This window comes from Atlantibacter sp. RC6 (assembly GCF_014193285.1).
Taxonomy (GTDB): domain Bacteria; phylum Pseudomonadota; class Gammaproteobacteria; order Enterobacterales; family Enterobacteriaceae; genus Atlantibacter.
On sequence record NZ_JACHZE010000003.1, the window covers coordinates 259,864 to 276,441 of the forward strand.

Sequence of the window (16,578 nt, forward strand, 5' to 3'; positions counted from 1 at the left end):
TTTCCTGGGTAATCACTCTGGAAGATGCCTGCTAGTGTAACTCGTTTTCAACACTTCATTTAATGGAATGTTGTCATTTACGCGTCGTCTTCCAAAAAACCTTATTAATAATGAAACTATTACGCGTTTTTTGCGCGAAAACGCGTAAATCAAAAAGACGGCACGAATGGCAATGTCAAAGCGCTTGCAATGTCTTGTGGCTCTTTTACCATTAGTCTCATTCGACTCTGCATGATGAACCGGGGCACTTTTATGGCATTTAATCCGTTTCCACCGCGCCAGCCGACGGCTGCCGCTCGACTGCCTTTGACGCTGATCTCTCTTGAAGACTGGGCGCTTTCGACCATCACCGGCGCTGATAGTGAAAAGTATATACAAGGCCAGGTGACTGCGGATGTGGCGCTGATGACGGAAAACCAGCATCTGCTGGTGGCCCACTGCGACGCGAAAGGCAAAATGTGGAGTAACCTGCGCCTGTTTCGCCAGAATGAAGGCTTCGCCTGGATCCAGCGCCGCAGCGTGCGCGACGCGCAACTCGCCGCGCTGAAAAAGTATGCCGTGTTCTCGAAGGTGACTATTGCGCCGGACGACAACGTGGTGCTGTTAGGCGTGGCTGGTTTCCAGGCGCGCGCCGCGCTGGCGAACTATTTCTCGTCCCTTCCGGACGCAGACAATCCCGCGGTGCATGTCGACGACACCACCCTGCTGTGGTTGCCGTTGCCCGCAGAGCGTTTTCTGCTGATCACCACAGAAGAGAAAGCCCAGCAGCTCACCGAAAGCCTGCGTGGTGAAGCGCAACTTAATGCCAGCCAGCAGTGGCTGGCGCTGGATATCGAAGCCGGTTATCCGGTTATTGACGAAGCCAACAGCGCGCAGTTTATTCCCCAGGCGACCAACCTTCAGGCCTTTGGCGGCATCAGCTTTAAAAAAGGCTGCTATACCGGCCAGGAGATGGTGGCGCGTGCGAAATTCCGTGGCGCCAACAAGCGCGCGCTCTGGACGCTGGTCGGCAACGCCAGCCGCACGCCAGCGCCAGCGGAAGATCTGGAATTGAAAATGGGTGACAACTGGCGTCGTACCGGGACCGTGCTGGCCGCCGTGAAACTGGACGACGGCACCGTGCGCGTTCAGGTGGTGATGAATAACGACATGGAAAGCGCCAGCGTCTTCCGGGTGCGTGATGAACCCAGCCATACGCTGGCGATTGAGCCGCTGCCGTATTCGTTAGAAGACGCGTGATGACGAGCCCCTCGCAGGCCGCGAGGGGTGTTTTTTAATGCTGACCGACGTAAAGGTATATCGCCAGGAAGTGACACACGCTGCCGCCCAGCACAAAGCCATGCCAGATCGCGTGGTTGTATGGAATGCGTTTACATACGTAAAAAATCACGCCCAGCGAATAGACAATCCCGCCTGCCGCTAACAGCGTTACCCCGCCGAGGGCGAGTTTTTCCGTTAACTGATAAATCACAATCAGCGACAGCCAGCCCATCGCCAGATAAGTCACCAGCGACAGCACCTTAAAGCGGTGCGCGATGGTTAATTTAAACAGAATGCCCAGCAGCGCTAATCCCCAGATAACAATCATCAGGGTGCGCGCCAGCGGTGAATCAAGCCCCACCAGTAAAAACGGCGTGTAGGTCCCGGCAATCAGCAAATAGATTGCGCAGTGGTCGAATTTCTTCAGCCAGATTTTCGCTCGGGCATGGGGAATGGCGTGGTACAACGTTGATGCCAGAAACAGCAAAATCATGCTGCCGCCGTACAGGCTGTAACTGGTGATCGCCATGACATTAGCGTTGGCGTCCACCGCCTGGATCAGCAGTAAGACCAACCCAACGATCCCGAACACCAGCCCGATACCGTGACTGATGCTGTTGGCTATTTCCTCAGCCAGTGAATATCCCTTCTCAATTAATGGTTTGCTAACCATAAGGCGACTCCGGGGAAACTGAATATAAAAGCAGCTTCACTAGCTTAATTGAGAATGATTTCAGTGTACACGTGTTCGCTAAAATAATTATTTACTGATTGTGTACATCGCTAAAGCGTAGTTCAGAATATCAGGGGGATCCCCTTTCCCGGGGTGGGTTCAAGGCCACAATTCCAGTATCCTTGAACCTGTGTATGAAAAAGGATCGCTCGCCGTGACGATATTCACCCATTCCGCCGTCGCCAGCCTGAATAACATCGAAATGATGGTCTATAACTACGTCATCAAAAATCGCGACAAAGTGATGTACATGACCATCCGTGAGCTGGCTGAAGCGGCGGGGGTTTCAACAACCACGGTGCTGCGTTTTTGCCGCAAGCTCAACTGCGACGGCTATTCCGAATTTCGGGTGCGCTTTAAGCTCTATCTGGAACAAAACCAACCCCAACAGGCCAACTTTGGGGCCAGCGAGATTATCAGCTTTTTCCGCAGCGTGAATAACGACGAGTTTGACCAACTGCTGGATCAAGCCGTGGATATTATTCTCGCCTCAGAACGGATTATTTTTGTCGGCGCGGGGACTTCCGGTTCGCTGGCAAAATACGGCGCGCGCTTTTTTTCAAACGTCGGGAAATTCAGCAATCATATTGATGATCCTTACTTCCCGGTGACCAACGATATGGCGAAAAACGCGCTGGCGATTGTGCTGTCGGTTTCCGGCGAAACGGCGGAGATCCTGCGCTTCGCCAGCCAGTTCAGCCTGCATCACTGCAAAGTGCTGTCGATCACCAGCCATGATAATTCGTCGCTGGCGAAACTGGCCGATTTTAACCTCTCCTGGCATATTCCCCAGACGCGTATCGCAGGCGTTTACGACATTACCACCCAAATCCCGGTGGTCTATATTCTTGAGACCCTGGGGCGCAAAATCGCCGGCAAACTGGGTGGATAAAACACCCTGTTTTCTGGCGGTAACAAGTCACAACCCGTTGATTTTGTTATATCGTGACATTTGCTTTTCCTTTTGCCAGACTCGCCTACAACTCCTGTCTCACTCTGTTCCGGGATCTCAACGATGAAAAAACTGACTTTACCCAAAGACTTTTTATGGGGTGGCGCGGTGGCCGCGCACCAGGTTGAAGGCGGCTGGAATAAAGGCGGCAAAGGCCCCAGCATCTGTGACGTATTGACGGGCGGCGCGCACGGCATCCCGCGTGAAATCACCCACAACGTGGAAGCGGGCAAATACTATCCCAATCATGAAGCCGTGGATTTCCATGGCCGCTACAAAGAAGATATCAAGCTGTTCGCCGAGATGGGCTTTAAATGCTTACGCACCTCCATCGCCTGGACACGTATTTTCCCGAATGGCGATGAGCAGACCCCAAACGAAGAGGGTTTACAGTTCTACGACGACATGTTCGATGAGCTGCTGAAGTACAATATTGAGCCAGTGATCACGCTGTCCCACTTCGAAATGCCGCTGCATCTGGTACAGCAATACGGCGGCTGGACTCACCGTAAGGTCGTTGATTTCTTTGTGCGCTTCGCCGAAGTGGTGTTCGAGCGTTACCAGAACAAGGTCAAATACTGGATGACCTTTAACGAGATCAACAACCAGCGCAACTGGCGCGCACCGCTGTTCGGCTACTGCTGTTCCGGCGTGGTGTATACCGAACATGATAATCCGGAAGAGACCATGTACCAGGTGCTGCATCACCAGTTCGTTGCCAGCGCGCTGGCGGTGAAAGCGGCACGCAGCATCAACCCGGCGATGAAAGTCGGCTGCATGCTGGCAATGGTGCCGCTGTATCCGTTCTCCTGTAAGCCGGAAGATGTGATGTTTGCCCAGGAGTCGATGCGCGAACGCTATGTCTTTACCGATGTGCAGCTGCGCGGCTACTACCCGTCCTATGTACTGAATGAGTGGGAGCGTCGCGGCTTCACCATCAATATGGAAGACGGCGATGAGCAGGCGCTACGTGAAGGCACCTGCGATTATCTGGGCTTCAGCTACTACATGACCAACGCGGTGAAAGCCGAAGGCGGTAGCGGCGATGCGCTATCGGGGTTCCAGGGCAGCGTACCGAACCCGCATGTCAAAGCGTCTGACTGGGGCTGGCAGATTGACCCGGTTGGCCTGCGCTACGCGCTGTGCGAACTGTATGAGCGCTATCAGAAGCCGCTGTTTATCGTTGAGAATGGCTTCGGCGCATACGATAAGGTGGAAGAAGACGGCAGCATCAATGACGATTACCGCATCGACTACCTGCGCGCCCACGTTGAAGAGATGATCAAAGCGGTGACGTATGACGGCGTGGATTTAATGGGTTATACCCCGTGGGGCTGCATCGACTGCGTGTCCTTCACCACCGGCCAGTACAGCAAGCGTTACGGCTTTATCTATGTGAACAAACATGATGACGGCACCGGGGATATGTCCCGCTCCCGTAAGAAAAGCTTTAACTGGTATAAAGAGGTCATCGCCAGCAACGGCGAAAAACTGTAATCCAGTAAGGGGCCTTAGCGCCCCTTTTTACCGCGCAATCATTAACGACATTGATGAAACCTATCCCAATGATAGGCCCGGCTTGTGAAATTTATTGATACCTATCAAGAGGTAGAATCCCCACACTGACACTATGCCCTTTCAGGAACCAGATAGTTTGCGGTCTCTGAGACCTCATTCACCTTGAAGGGATAATAAGATGAAAAACCTCACTAAACTGGCGCTGGGTGTCGTGGGCGTCGGTCTTGTAGGCTACCTCGGGCTTGTGGCGTATGTGTATCACCACGACAGCGAGCGTAATAGCCGTGCTTTGACTCAAACCTCTGCTTCACCGCAAAACAATAAAGTGCTGGCGATCATGCGCGACAAAGGGTGCGACTACTGTCATACCGTGTCCAGCGATCTGCCGTTCTATTCCTCGCTGCCCGTCGCAAAGCAGCTGATGAACGACGACATGCACCTTGGCTACAAATCGTTCAATCTCACCCCGCTGCGTCAGAGCCTGATTGACGACACGCCCGCCCTGCAAAGCGATTTGACCAAAATCGAATGGGTGATGGAGCACCAGACCATGCCACCGACGCGCTACACCGCCCTGCACTGGGACGGCAAAATGAGCGATGACGAACGCGGCGTGGTGCTCGACTGGATCAAGGCCCAACGCCTGAAGTACTACGCGGCCGAGGATATGGCGCAGCAGCACCGCAATGAACCGGTCCAGCCGATCCCGCAAACCGTGCCTTACGATAAGCGCAAGGCCGCGCTGGGCTTCCGGCTGTATCACGATCCGCGCATCTCTGATGACAACTCCATCTCCTGCGCGAGTTGCCATCAATTGGGCGCGGGCGGCGTGGATGGCCGGAAAACCTCGACCGGCGTGCGCGGCGAAATCGGGCCGATTAACGCCCCAACAGTGTTTAACTCGGTGTTTAACGTGGTGCAATTCTGGGATGGCCGCGCGCCAGACCTGAAAGCCCAGGCCGGCGGCCCGCCGCTCAACCCAATCGAAATGGCGTCCAAATCCTGGGATGACATCACCGCCAAACTGAACCAGGACGCGATCCTCAAGCACGACTTTAGCGCCGTCTATCCGCAGGGCTTAAGCGGCGACACCATTACCGACGCTATCGCCGAGTTTGAAAAAACGCTGATTACGCCGAACTCGCCGTTCGACAACTATCTGCGCGGCGATGAAAACGCGCTGACAGCCCAGCAGAAACAGGGCTGGAAGCTGTTTAAAGATAACAAGTGCGCCACCTGTCATACCGGCGTGATCCTCGGCGGGAGAACGTTTGAACCGCTGGGCCTGAAGAAAGAATTCACGTTCGGCGACGTACTGCCAGCGGATATTGGCCGCATGAACGTCACCCACGACGAACGCGACCGCCTGCGCCAGAAAGTGCCGACGCTACGTAACATCGCGCTTACCGCGCCGTATTTTCACCGCGGCGACGTGGCGACGCTGGATGAGGCGGTGAAACTGATGCTGCGTTACCAGGTGGGCACCGAACTGCCCCAGTCCGAGGTGGACGATATCGTGGCGTTCCTGCAAAGCCTGAACGGCGTGTATAAGCCCGCGCCGCTGGAATAACCCTACCGCCGCCCGCCAGGGCGGCTACTTGCCCCCGGCCAGATCGATAAAGCTGCCGGTAACGTACGACGCGTTATCACTCACCAGCCAGGCGATAGCCTGCGCCACCTCTTCCGGCTGCCCGCCGCGCCGCATCGGGATGGCAGGCGCAACGCGATCCACCCGCCCCGGCTCACCGCCCGACGCATGCATATCGGTATAGATAAAACCGGGCCGCACGCCGTTAACGCGGATCCCCTGCGCCGCCACTTCCAGGGAAAGCCCGATGGTCAGCGTGTCCACCGCGCCTTTAGAGGCCGCATAGTCAACATATTCTCCCGGCGATCCCAGCCGCGCCGCCACTGAAGAGACATTGACAATCGCCCCGCCGCTGCCGCCGTGTTCGGTGGACATCCGCTTTACCGCTTCCCGGCAGCATAAGAAATAGCCAGTCACGTTGGTGGACAGCACCCGATTAATCCGCTCGGCAGTCAGGTTTTCAACGCGGCACTGGGTAGAAAGAATGCCCGCATTGTTAACCAGCACGTTCACGGGCCCCCAGGACTGGTCAATGGTGGTAAACATCGCCACCACCTGCTGCTCATCAGAGACATCCGCTTGCAAGGCTATGGCTTCACCGCCCGCCCGGGTAATTTCCTCTACCACCGTCTGCGCAGCCTGCCGATCGCGATGATAGTTCACTACCACCCGCATCCCCTGCTGCGCCAGCAGCAGAGCAGTGGCTTTGCCAATTCCCCGGCTTGCGCCGGTAATCAGTGCGATTGTCATGGGATCCTCCAAAAAATAAGGGCACCGAAGTGCCCTTACAGAATAGAACAACGCGCTACGTTATTGATATTCGCTCATCGGTACGCAGGAGCAGAACAGATTGCGATCGCCGTAGACATCGTCCAGACGTTTTACCGTCGGCCAGTATTTTCTGTGGTGGCTTTCCGGGAATACCGCCAGTTCGCGGCTGTACGGGTGGTTCCATTCCGCCACCAGCTCATCCTGGGTATGCGGCGCGTTAACCAGCGGGTTGTCTTCCAGCGGCCACTCGCCTTTCGCCACGCGATCGATCTCCTCGCGGATTGTCAGCATCGCGTCGATAAAGCGGTCCAGCTCCAGTTTGCTTTCCGATTCGGTCGGCTCAACCATCAGGGTTCCGGCAACCGGGAAAGACATGGTTGGCGCGTGGAATCCGTAGTCGATCAGGCGTTTGGCGATGTCCAGCTCGCTGATGCCGGTCTGCTCTTTCAGCGGACGGATATCAAGGATGCATTCGTGCGCCACGCGGCCATCGCGCCCGGTATACAGCACCGGGAACGCGCTTTTCAGACGCGTTGCGATGTAGTTGGCGTTGAGGATCGCCATCTGGCTGGCGCGCTTAAGCCCCTGCGCACCCATCATGCGGATGTACATCCAGCTGATCGGCAGAATCGACGCGCTACCGAACGGTGCGGCGGAAACCGCGCCCTGACGGGTCAGCATGCCTTCAATCTGCACCACGCTGTGGCCCGGCACAAACGGGGCCAGGTGCGCTTTCACGCCGATCGGCCCCATGCCTGGGCCGCCGCCGCCGTGCGGAATGCAAAAGGTTTTATGCAGGTTGAGGTGCGACACATCCGCGCCGATATGGCCCGGCGTGGTAATGCCCACCTGGGCGTTCATGTTTGCGCCGTCAAGGTACACCTGGCCGCCAAACTGATGCACCACGTTGCACACTTCGCGAATGGTTTCTTCGTACACGCCGTGCGTTGACGGATAGGTCACCATGATGCACGACAACTGGTCGCCTGCCTGCTCGGCTTTAGCACGCAGATCGGTCAGGTCGATGTTGCCCTGCTTATCGCACGCCACGACCACCACCTGCATCCCCGCCATCTGCGCGGAGGCCGGGTTGGTGCCGTGCGCGGACGCCGGGATCAGGCAGATATCGCGATGGCCTTCGTTGCGGCTCTCGTGATAGTGACGGATTGCCAGCAGACCCGCGTATTCACCCTGCGCGCCGGAGTTCGGTTGCATACACAGCGCGTCGTAACCGGTGAGTTTCACCAGCCACTCGGAGAGCTGCGCGATCATCTGGTGATAGCCTTCCGCCTGATCCACCGGGCAGAACGGGTGCAGTTCAGCAAATTCCGGCCAGGTGATCGGGATCATTTCCGCCGCCGCGTTGAGCTTCATGGTGCAGGAGCCCAGCGGGATCATCGCTTGGTTGAGCGCCAGATCTTTGCGCTCCAGGGAGTGCATGTAGCGCATCATCTCGGTTTCGCTGTGATAGCGGTTAAACACCGGGTGAGTCAGGATCGCGTCCTGGCGCAGCATGGCGTCCGGGACCGAGCGGCTGTCGTGCGCCACATCTTTATCCAGCTCGCTGATATCCAGCCCGTGGTTGTCCCCCAACAGCACGCTAAACAGGTTCAGCAGATCCTGACGGGTGGTGGTTTCATCCAGGGTGATGCCCACCGCGTTCAGCACGTCGCTACGCAGGTTGATCTCTTTGGCCTGGGCGCGGCTTAGTACGGTAGCTTTATCGGCGATTTCTACGCACAGCGTGTCGAACCAGCTGCTGTGGCGCAGTTTCAGGCCTTTTTGCTGGAGGCCCGCCGCCAGAATGTCGGCCATGCGATGGATGCGATCGGCGATGCGCTTCAGGCCTTTCGGGCCATGGTAAACCGCATACAGGCTGGCGATATTGGCCAGCAGCACCTGAGAAGTACAGATGTTGGAGTTGGCTTTCTCGCGGCGGATATGCTGTTCGCGGGTCTGCATCGCCATACGCAGCGCGGTATTGCCCGCCGCGTCTTTGGAAACGCCGATGATGCGGCCAGGCATGGAGCGTTTATGCTCGTCGCGCGCGCCGAAGAACGCCGCGTGCGGCCCGCCGTAGCCCATCGGTACGCCGAAACGCTGGGCGGAGCCGAACACGATATCCGCGCCCTGGTGGCCCGGCGCGGTCAGCAGTACCAGCGCCATAAAATCAGCGGCCACGCTGACCACCACTTTGCGGGATTTCAGTTCGGCGATCAGCGCCGAGTAATCGTGTACTTCGCCGGTGGTGCCGACCTGCTGCAACAGCACGCCGAACACGTCCTGATGGTCGAGCACTTTTTGCGCGTCATCGACAATCACGTCAAAGCCGAAGGTTTCGGCACGGGTCCGCACTACGTCCAGCGTCTGCGGGTGTACGTCAGCCGCCACGAAGAAGCGGTTCGCGCCCTTGAGTTTGCTGACGCGTTTGGCCATTGCCATGGCTTCCGCCGCCGCGGTGGCTTCATCCAGCAGCGACGCCGACGCGATGTCCATACCGGTGAGATCGATAGTCACCTGCTGGAAGTTCAGCAGCGCTTCAAGACGGCCCTGGGATACTTCCGGCTGGTACGGCGTATAGGCGGTGTACCAGCCCGGGTTTTCCAGCATATTGCGCAGGATCACCGGCGGGGTGTGCACGGCGGCGTAGCCCATGCCGATAAAGGTCTTAAAACGTTTGTTGCGGGCGGCGATGGCTTTCAGTTCAGCCAGCGCCGCGTATTCGGTGGTCGCCTCGCCGATAGCGGGCGGTGTCGCCAGCTGAATGTCCGCAGGGACGATTTGCGCCGTCAGGGCATCAAGGGATTGCGCGCCAACGGTTTTGAGCATGGTGTGTAGCTGCTCGCTATCCGGGCCGATATGACGGTCGATAAACGCGTCGCGATTTTCCAACTGGTCGAGAGTCTGGGTCATGAGCGAGGGTTCCTGAAACGTGCGGTGAATCGGTTGGTAACGGGTGATACTCGAATAATTGTTCATGTTGCAGAAGCCAGCGCCCCTGCAACATGCATGATGACGCGTATTTATTCGTCTTCTAACAGGGCTTCGTAACCCGCCGCATCCAGTAACGCTTCCAGTTCGGATTCGTCGCTGGCTTTGATACGGAAGATCCAGCCTGCGCCGTATGGCTCGCTGTTCACCTGCTCCGGGGAGTCGCTCAGGGCGTCATTGACCGCGACGATTTCACCGCTGATTGGTGCGTAGATATCTGATGCCGCTTTCACGGATTCCGCCACCGCGCAGTCCTCGCCCGCGCTCACGGTCGCGCCAACATCCGGCAGATCGACGAATACCATATCGCCCAACAGTTCCTGGGCATGTTCGGTAATACCTACGGTGTAAGTACCGTCCGCTTCTTTGCGCAACCACTCATGCTCTTTACTGTATTTCAGTTCACCTGGCACATTGCTCATTTCTTTTTCTCCGAATAACAAAACAGTTACTGAACCACCGGCTTACCGGCGCGAACAAAAATCGGTTTGGTGACGATAACCGGCATTTCACGGTTGCGGATCTGCACGATGGCGGTGTCGCCAATCCCGGCAGGAACACGCGCCAGCGCGATGCTGTAGCCCAGGGTGGGCGAGAACGATCCGCTGGTGATTTTGCCTTCCTGCACGTTGCCCTGCGCATCGGTGAATCGCACCGGCAGGTCATTACGCAGTACGCCTTTTTCTTTCATCACCAGGCCAACCAGTTGGTCGGTGCCTCGCTCCCGCTGGGATTCCAGCGCTTCACGGCCAATAAAATCACGATCTTCCGGCTGCCAGGCGATAGTCCAGCCCATGTTGGCTTCCAGCGGCGAAACGCCTTCGTCCATCTCCTGACCGTACAAATTCATCCCCGCTTCCAGACGCAGCGTATCGCGCGCGCCAAGGCCGCACGGCTTCACGCCCGCTTCAACCAGTTGGCTCCAGAACGAAGCGGCTTTTTCTGCTGGCATCGCGATTTCATAACCCGCTTCGCCGGTGTAGCCGGTTGTCGCGATAAACAGATCGCCCGACTGCACGCCAAAGAACGGCTTCATGCCCTCTACGGCCTGGCGCTGTTCATCAGTAAACAGAGTTGCGGCTTTCTGTTTTGCCTGCGGGCCCTGAACGGCAATCAGCGCCAGGTCGTCGCGAACGGTGATATCGAGGGAATAGGGTTCGGCGTGCTGGGTGATCCAGGCGAGGTCTTTTTCACGGGTGGCGGAGTTAACAACGAGGCGGAAATAATCTTCAGTGAGGAAATAAACGATCAGATCGTCAATCACGCCGCCGGAGGCATTGAGCATTCCGCTATACAGCGCTTTACCCGGCTGGGTGAGCTTCGCCACGTCGTTCGCCAGCAGATAGCGCAAGAATTCGCGGGTGCGCTCGCCATGCAGGTCGACGATGGTCATGTGGGAAACATCGAACATCCCGGCGTCGCTGCGCACTGCGTGATGCTCATCAAGCTGCGAGCCGTAGTGCAGCGGCATCATCCAGCCATGGAAATCCACCATGCGCGCGCCGCAAAGCGTATGTTGTTCGAACAAAGGAGTCTGTTGAGCCATCTTTTCCTCTTTCAGTCAGCAGAGGCGAATTGCCTCTTTACTACTGGACGAAACCCGGCGTCGGCATCATTCCCGCTGCCCACGCAAACGTTACCTTTGGCCTGAAGTTACCATCTAACGCAGGGACAAACCACACGCGAAAATGGGTCATTACATTAGCTTATGACCAAAATGGGAAAAGAAGGCTACAGTGGAATTCACTGGAAAAATGCGAATGTAGACACATAAACGCAACATAATCGGCAGTGATTTTTTATGGGGAAGCATTAACGTCGGAAATTCAGACGAAATCGCTGAAAGTGAAAAATCGCCACATTAAAAAAACTAATTCGAAAAATCCGGTCAAATTAGAATAATTCAAATGAGGCGAGGCTTCCCTTTTCAGGTACTGAAAAGGGAAGTGTGATCGAGTTAACGTAACCAGTCAGGCAGGTCGTTAAGACCCATCGCTTCGCGAATGAGCTGCGGTTTTACCCCTGGCAAAGTGTCCGCCAGTTTGAGTCCCACATCGCGCAGCAGTTTTTTGGCAGGATGGCTACCGGCAAACAGGTCGCGAAACCCCTGCATGCTGGCCAACATCACCGCCGCGCTGTGCTTGCGGCTACGCTCGTAACGGCGCAGATAGAGATGCTGCCCGATATCTTTGCCCTGCTTGTGCAGACGGCGGATTTCGGCAATCAACTCCGCCGCATCCATAAAGCCGAGATTCACACCCTGCCCGGCGAGCGGATGAATGGTGTGCGCCGCATCGCCCACCAGCGCCAGACGGTGAGCGGCGAACTGGCGGGCATAGCGCCCGGTCAGCGGGTAGATCTGGCGGTCGCTTTCCACCGAACACAGGCCAAGGCGGTTATCAAAGGCGATGCACAGTTCCTGGTTAAAGGTATCGGCATCGCACTGCTGTAACCGCTCCGCCTCTTTCGGCGGCAATGACCAGACGATGGAGCAGAGATTAGGATCGGGCAGCGGCAGGAACGCCAGGATGCCTTCGCCATGAAAAATCTGCCGCGCCACCGCGCCGTGCGGTTCTGCGGTGCGAATGGTCGCCACCAGCGCGTGATGCCCGTAATCCCAGAATGTCAGCGGGATATCCGCGCGGTTGCGCAGCCACGAGTTAGCCCCATCAGCCCCCACCACCAGCCGCGCAGTCAGCATGGTACCGTCCTGCAACGTCAGAAAGGCTTCATTCTCACCGAACGCCACCTGTTGTAGCTGCGACGGGGCAATCAGCGTGGTATCCGCGTTGCGGGAGGCTTTATCCCACAGCGCCTGGTGGACCACGCTGTTTTCGATAATATGGCCAAGATGGCTGTAGCCCATGCTTTTATCGTCAAACGCAATCCGCCCGAAGCTGTCTTTTTCCCACACTTCCATGCCGTGATAGCGGCTGACACGCTGGTCCAGAATGGATTGCCAGACGCCGAGTTTTTCCAGCAGTTTTTCGCTGGCCGCGTTAATGGCGGAAACCCGCAGCGCGAAAGGCGCATCCGCCGCCAGCGGTTGGGGACGCTGCTGCTCAAGCACCGCGACGCGTAAGCCGCTGCCCTGCAATCCGCACGCCAGCGCCAGCCCGACCATTCCGCCGCCTACAATCGCCACATCTACGCTTTGCACATTTGTCTCCTTAGCGCGCAACCCAACCCAGGGTCCGCCTGGCCAGCGCATCGCGCGCTGGCGTGAATATCTCAACGCCCATCAACCCTAAATTCCGCCCGACCACCAGCGGCGACCAGTGATTGGCAAACAGGTGCACCAGCCCGTCGGTGACGCCCACGGTGGCGTCGCGATCCGGCTCGCGCTGGCGCTGCCAGCCGTTAAGCACGGCAAATGCGCCAATGTCCTGCCCCGCCTGCCAGGCTTGCGCCACGTTTTCCGCCAGGGTGATCACATCGCGCATACCGAGGTTAAACCCCTGTCCGGCGATGGGATGCAGCGTTTGCGAGGCGTTGCCCACCAGCGCAACACGATGGGAGACCGACGACTCCGCGCGGCTCAGCACCAGCGGATAGGCGCTTCTGGCCCCCGCATGGGTGACGCGGCCCAAACGCCAGCCGAACGCTTTCTGAAGCTCATCGCAGAACCGCGCGTCGCTCCAGTCCAGCACCTGTTGGTTTTCCAGCGGATGGCACCACACCAGCGAACAGCGCCCCTGGGTCATCGGCAATACCGCCAGCGGCCCGTGCTCGGTAAATCGTTCGAAGGCCCGGCCACGATGCGGTTGCGCGGTGGTGACGTTGGCGATCACCGCCAGTTGTTGATAGGGAATATTTTGCCAGCGGATGCCGCACTGCTCGCCGATAGCGGAACGCGAACCGTCCGCCGCCACCAGCAGCGCGCCGCGGATCCGCTCGCCGTTAGACAGGGTGACGTCAACGTGCTGCTCGTCACGCGCCACGCTCATCACTCTGGCCGGGCAGTGCAGCGTCACGCCGCGCGCGCGCTTGAGCAGCGAAAACAGCCGCTGGCCGACTTCATGCAGCTCAACCACCTGCCCCAGCGCATCAATCTGATAATCCCGTGCGTCGATGGTGACAAACCCGGCGTGGCCGCGGTCGCTGACGTGCACCGTCTCAATGGCGGTGGCGCAGTCGGCCAGATTTTGCCAAATGCCGATGCGCGCCAGATGCGTCACCGTGCCCTGCGCCAGCGCGATGGCGCGGGCGTCAAACCCCGGATGCGCGGTGCTGGAAGGCGGCGTCGCTTCAATCAGATGCACCGCCAGCTTGCCCTGGGTTAAGTGGGAAATGGCCAGCGCCAGGGTCGCGCCCGCCATTCCGCCGCCGACGATGATGATACTCATGGCTGTTTCGCCGCAGCCATCAGCGCTTCGATATCATCGGGGCGCTTCACCACGCTTGCCGTCAGGTTTTCATTGCCGGTTGCGGTGATCAGGATGTCGTCTTCAACCCGGATGCCGATACCGCGGTACTGCGGCGGCACGTCGGCGTCCGGCGCGATATACAGACCCGGCTCCACGGTGATCACCATGCCCGGCTCCAGGGTGCGGGAGCGATCCGGGCCGTACACGCCGACGTCGTGCACATCCAGCCCCAGCCAGTGGCTTAAGCCGTGCATAAAGTAAGGGCGGTGGGCGTTTTCGCTAATCAGCTGATCGACCTCGCCTTTCAGGATGCCCAGCTTCACCAGGCCGGTAACCATGATGCGCACCACCTCTTGCGTGACGTCCTGCATTGAGGTGCCTGGGCGATACAGCTCAAGCGCCGCGTCCAGCGAGGCCAGTACGATGTCATAGATTTCGCGCTGCGGCTGGGTGAATTTACCGTTGATCGGGAAGGTACGGGTGATGTCGCCCGCATAGCCCTGGTATTCGCAACCCGCGTCGATCAGCACCAGTTCGCCATCCTGCAACAGCGATTCATTTTCGGTGTAATGCAAAATGCAGCCGTTTTCTCCGCCGCCGACAATGGTGTTATAAGACGGGAAGCGAGCGCCATGGCGGTTGAATTCGTGAAGGATTTCCCCTTCAAGCTGATATTCAAACATCCCCGGCCGGCATTTTTCCATCGCCCGGGTATGGGCCAGCGCAGTGATTTCTCCGGCGCGGCGCAGCACGGCGATCTCTTCTTCGGATTTGAACAGGCGCATTTCATGCACCCACGGACGCCAGTCGGTCAGCGTGGCGGGCGCAGTCAGATTCTGGCGCGAGCCGCGACGCAGTTTATCCAGCGCGTGGAACACGGCCGCGTCAGCAAAATCGTACTGGCCCTGGGCGTGGTACACCACGTCTAGCCCGTTCAATAGCTGGAATAACTGCTCGTTGAGTTCATCCCAGGCAAGCGCGCGATCTACCGCCAGCTTTTCCGGGGCGGCCTCCTGCCCCAGACGGCGGCCAAACCAGATTTCGGCGGTTTTATCGCGCACCCGGTTAAACAACACGCTGTGGTTGTGGGTATCGTCGCTTTTGATTAGCACCAGCAGGGCTTCGGGTTCGTTAAACCCGGTGAAGTACCAGAAATCGCTGTTCTGGCGGAAGGGGTATTCGCTGTCGGCGCTGCGGGTAACTTCCGGCGCGGCGAAGATCAACGCGGCGCTGCCTGGCGCCATTTTAGCCAGTAATTGCTGGCGACGACGAAGGAATTCCTGTTGGGTCATGGCGCCTCCTACGCGGTGACGAAAATTAATGGAGCGTCGGTTTACGCACTTCCGGGGCGGTCGGCTGCTGCTGGCGACTAAAGGTGTCGTGGCAAAGCAGCGCGGCAACGCGGACGTACTCGACAATCTCTTCAAGAGACATCTCTAATTCTTCCTGATCTTCTTCTTCATCGTAACCCAGCTGGGCGATGTTACGCAGATCGTCGATCGCTTCGCCGGTTTCGCCGGTGACTTTATCCAGCTTAGTCTGCGTTACGCCGAGGCCCAGCAGGAAGTGGTTAACCCAGCCCGCCAGCGCATCGGCGCGGTCGAATACCGAGACGTCATCCCCTTCCGGCAGGTAGAGCTGGAACAGGAAACCATCGTCTTCCAGCGAATCACTGGTGGCGGAGTGCATCTGACGCAGCGCCTGCGCCAGGTTCTGGCCGAAGGCCAGACCTTCGTTGGTCAGGTCGTGCAACAGCGGCTGCCAGCTGCTGTCATGATTGCCGCCGCACAGCATCCCACTGATGAGGCCATGCATTTCGGCGGGCGTCAGTCCCACACCCTGTTGGGTGAGTAGCTGGTTAACGTCATCGTAACCAGGTAAAGCGTTCTGTATAGACATGCGCATTCATCGTCGTTGGGAGGAAAAGTTCGTGTTATGCTACCACTTTGGGCCCTGGGGATACCAGAAAAGGGCTTGTATCTTCATATAAGGGTAGCTATAGTGTCGCCCCTTCGCAGCCCCGGCTGCGGTAGCAGGCGAGTCAACAGCAGGAAGGTGGAATGTCTGCACAACCAGTCGATATCCAAATTTTTGGGCGTTCACTGCGGGTGAATTGTCCGCCTGAACAAAAAGATGCGTTGAATCAGGCTGCAGAAGAGCTGAATCAACGGTTGCAAGATTTAAAAGTTCGCACTAGAGTCACAAATACCGAGCAGTTAGTCTTCATCGCAGCACTGAACATTTGCTATGAACTAACGCAGGAAAAGGCCAAGACGCGCGACTACGCTGAAAGCATGGAACAGCGTATCAGAATGCTCCAGCAGACCATTGAACAGGCATTACTTGAGCAAGGTCGCATAAGTGAGAGAACAGGGCCGAAGTTTGAATAACACTTCAG

At 57.6% G+C, this 16,578-nt stretch carries 14 protein-coding genes; 5 read left to right on the forward strand and 9 right to left on the reverse strand.

Going from position 1 to position 16,578, the window contains the following annotated elements; all coding sequences use genetic code 11:
- Positions 1 to 252 precede the first annotated feature (252 nt).
- Positions 253 to 1,239 carry a tRNA-modifying protein YgfZ gene (gene ygfZ, locus FHW74_RS09230; protein ID WP_183170149.1) on the forward strand — a complete coding sequence of 329 codons (987 nt, stop codon included), beginning with the start codon at positions 253 to 255 and terminating at the stop codon, positions 1,237 to 1,239.
- A gap of 34 nt (positions 1,240 to 1,273) precedes the next feature.
- Here the strand turns inward: ygfZ and FHW74_RS09235 are convergent, their stop codons facing one another.
- Positions 1,274 to 1,933, reverse strand: a complete 660-nt coding sequence (locus FHW74_RS09235) for a hemolysin III family protein (protein ID WP_125295344.1) — start codon at positions 1,931 to 1,933, stop codon at positions 1,274 to 1,276.
- A gap of 220 nt (positions 1,934 to 2,153) precedes the next feature.
- On the opposite strand from FHW74_RS09235, the gene FHW74_RS09240 reads away from it, so the two are divergent.
- The 3 genes from FHW74_RS09240 (at position 2,154) to FHW74_RS09250 (ending at position 6,033) form a co-directional block, all read left to right on the forward strand.
- The gene (locus FHW74_RS09240; RefSeq protein ID WP_183170370.1) at positions 2,154 to 2,885 is read left to right on the forward strand and encodes a MurR/RpiR family transcriptional regulator; all 732 of its coding nucleotides are present in this window, start codon (positions 2,154 to 2,156) and stop codon (positions 2,883 to 2,885) included.
- Between the two features lie 123 nt (positions 2,886 to 3,008).
- Positions 3,009 to 4,442 (forward strand): 6-phospho-beta-glucosidase, encoded by a 1,434-nt coding sequence (locus FHW74_RS09245; RefSeq protein ID WP_183170150.1) that lies wholly within the window; start codon positions 3,009 to 3,011, stop codon positions 4,440 to 4,442.
- A gap of 199 nt (positions 4,443 to 4,641) precedes the next feature.
- Complete coding sequence (locus tag FHW74_RS09250; RefSeq protein WP_183170151.1) at positions 4,642 to 6,033, forward strand: cytochrome c peroxidase; 1,392 nt, start codon at positions 4,642 to 4,644, stop codon at positions 6,031 to 6,033.
- A 24-nt stretch (positions 6,034 to 6,057) separates the two neighbouring features.
- Here the strand turns inward: FHW74_RS09250 and FHW74_RS09255 are convergent, their stop codons facing one another.
- The 8 genes from FHW74_RS09255 to FHW74_RS09290 all read right to left on the reverse strand — a co-directional run bounded on the left by FHW74_RS09255 (position 6,058) and on the right by FHW74_RS09290 (position 16,079).
- Positions 6,058 to 6,801: an SDR family oxidoreductase gene (locus FHW74_RS09255; RefSeq protein WP_183170152.1), complete on the reverse strand. Its 744-nt coding sequence runs from the start codon at positions 6,799 to 6,801 to the stop codon at positions 6,058 to 6,060.
- A 60-nt stretch (positions 6,802 to 6,861) separates the two neighbouring features.
- Entirely contained in the window at positions 6,862 to 9,735 is a 2,874-nt protein-coding gene (gcvP, locus tag FHW74_RS09260) for an aminomethyl-transferring glycine dehydrogenase (RefSeq protein WP_183170153.1), read from the reverse strand.
- Positions 9,736 to 9,845: 110 nt separating this feature from the next.
- Positions 9,846 to 10,235: a glycine cleavage system protein GcvH gene (gcvH, locus tag FHW74_RS09265; protein ID WP_183170154.1), complete on the reverse strand. Its 390-nt coding sequence runs from the start codon at positions 10,233 to 10,235 to the stop codon at positions 9,846 to 9,848.
- A 26-nt stretch (positions 10,236 to 10,261) separates the two neighbouring features.
- Positions 10,262 to 11,359 (reverse strand): glycine cleavage system aminomethyltransferase GcvT, encoded by a 1,098-nt coding sequence (gene gcvT / locus FHW74_RS09270; protein ID WP_183170155.1) that lies wholly within the window; start codon positions 11,357 to 11,359, stop codon positions 10,262 to 10,264.
- A 411-nt stretch (positions 11,360 to 11,770) separates the two neighbouring features.
- Positions 11,771 to 12,973 (reverse strand): FAD-dependent 2-octaprenylphenol hydroxylase, encoded by a 1,203-nt coding sequence (ubiI, locus tag FHW74_RS09275; protein ID WP_183170156.1) that lies wholly within the window; start codon positions 12,971 to 12,973, stop codon positions 11,771 to 11,773.
- A 10-nt stretch (positions 12,974 to 12,983) separates the two neighbouring features.
- On the reverse strand, positions 12,984 to 14,159 hold the full coding sequence (ubiH, locus tag FHW74_RS09280) for a 2-octaprenyl-6-methoxyphenyl hydroxylase (RefSeq protein ID WP_183170157.1): 1,176 nt from the start codon (positions 14,157 to 14,159) through the stop codon (positions 12,984 to 12,986).
- Positions 14,156 to 15,472, reverse strand: coding sequence for a Xaa-Pro aminopeptidase (gene pepP / locus FHW74_RS09285; RefSeq protein ID WP_183170158.1), 1,317 nt, complete (start codon positions 15,470 to 15,472; stop codon positions 14,156 to 14,158). Before pepP ends, ubiH begins: the two co-directional genes overlap by 4 nt.
- A 25-nt stretch (positions 15,473 to 15,497) precedes the next feature.
- Positions 15,498 to 16,079: a YecA family protein gene (locus FHW74_RS09290; protein WP_183170159.1), complete on the reverse strand. Its 582-nt coding sequence runs from the start codon at positions 16,077 to 16,079 to the stop codon at positions 15,498 to 15,500.
- A gap of 161 nt (positions 16,080 to 16,240) precedes the next feature.
- Between FHW74_RS09290 and zapA the strand changes: the two genes are divergently transcribed.
- Positions 16,241 to 16,570, forward strand: a complete 330-nt coding sequence (gene zapA / locus FHW74_RS09295; protein ID WP_002434440.1) for a cell division protein ZapA — start codon at positions 16,241 to 16,243, stop codon at positions 16,568 to 16,570.
- The last annotated feature ends 8 nt before the right edge of the window (positions 16,571 to 16,578 follow it).

What these genes read in the sequence shown, in the direction of transcription:
- zapA (WP_002434440.1), top strand. Translation starts at nt 16,241, where the DNA reads ATGTCTGCACAACCAGTCGATATCCAAATTTTTGGGCGTTCACTGCGG.
- FHW74_RS09245 (WP_183170150.1), top strand. Translation starts at nt 3,009, where the DNA reads ATGAAAAAACTGACTTTACCCAAAGACTTTTTATGGGGTGGCGCGGTG.
- FHW74_RS09250 (WP_183170151.1), top strand. Translation starts at nt 4,642, where the DNA reads ATGAAAAACCTCACTAAACTGGCGCTGGGTGTCGTGGGCGTCGGTCTT.
- gcvP (WP_183170153.1), bottom strand. Translation starts at nt 9,735, where the DNA reads ATGACCCAGACTCTCGACCAGTTGGAAAATCGCGACGCGTTTATCGAC.
- gcvT (WP_183170155.1), bottom strand. Translation starts at nt 11,359, where the DNA reads ATGGCTCAACAGACTCCTTTGTTCGAACAACATACGCTTTGCGGCGCG.
- ygfZ (WP_183170149.1), top strand. Translation starts at nt 253, where the DNA reads ATGGCATTTAATCCGTTTCCACCGCGCCAGCCGACGGCTGCCGCTCGA.
- FHW74_RS09255 (WP_183170152.1), bottom strand. Translation starts at nt 6,801, where the DNA reads ATGACAATCGCACTGATTACCGGCGCAAGCCGGGGAATTGGCAAAGCC.
- FHW74_RS09235 (WP_125295344.1), bottom strand. Translation starts at nt 1,933, where the DNA reads ATGGTTAGCAAACCATTAATTGAGAAGGGATATTCACTGGCTGAGGAA.
- ubiH (WP_183170157.1), bottom strand. Translation starts at nt 14,159, where the DNA reads ATGAGTATCATCATCGTCGGCGGCGGAATGGCGGGCGCGACCCTGGCG.
- pepP (WP_183170158.1), bottom strand. Translation starts at nt 15,472, where the DNA reads ATGACCCAACAGGAATTCCTTCGTCGTCGCCAGCAATTACTGGCTAAA.
- FHW74_RS09290 (WP_183170159.1), bottom strand. Translation starts at nt 16,079, where the DNA reads ATGTCTATACAGAACGCTTTACCTGGTTACGATGACGTTAACCAGCTA.
- gcvH (WP_183170154.1), bottom strand. Translation starts at nt 10,235, where the DNA reads ATGAGCAATGTGCCAGGTGAACTGAAATACAGTAAAGAGCATGAGTGG.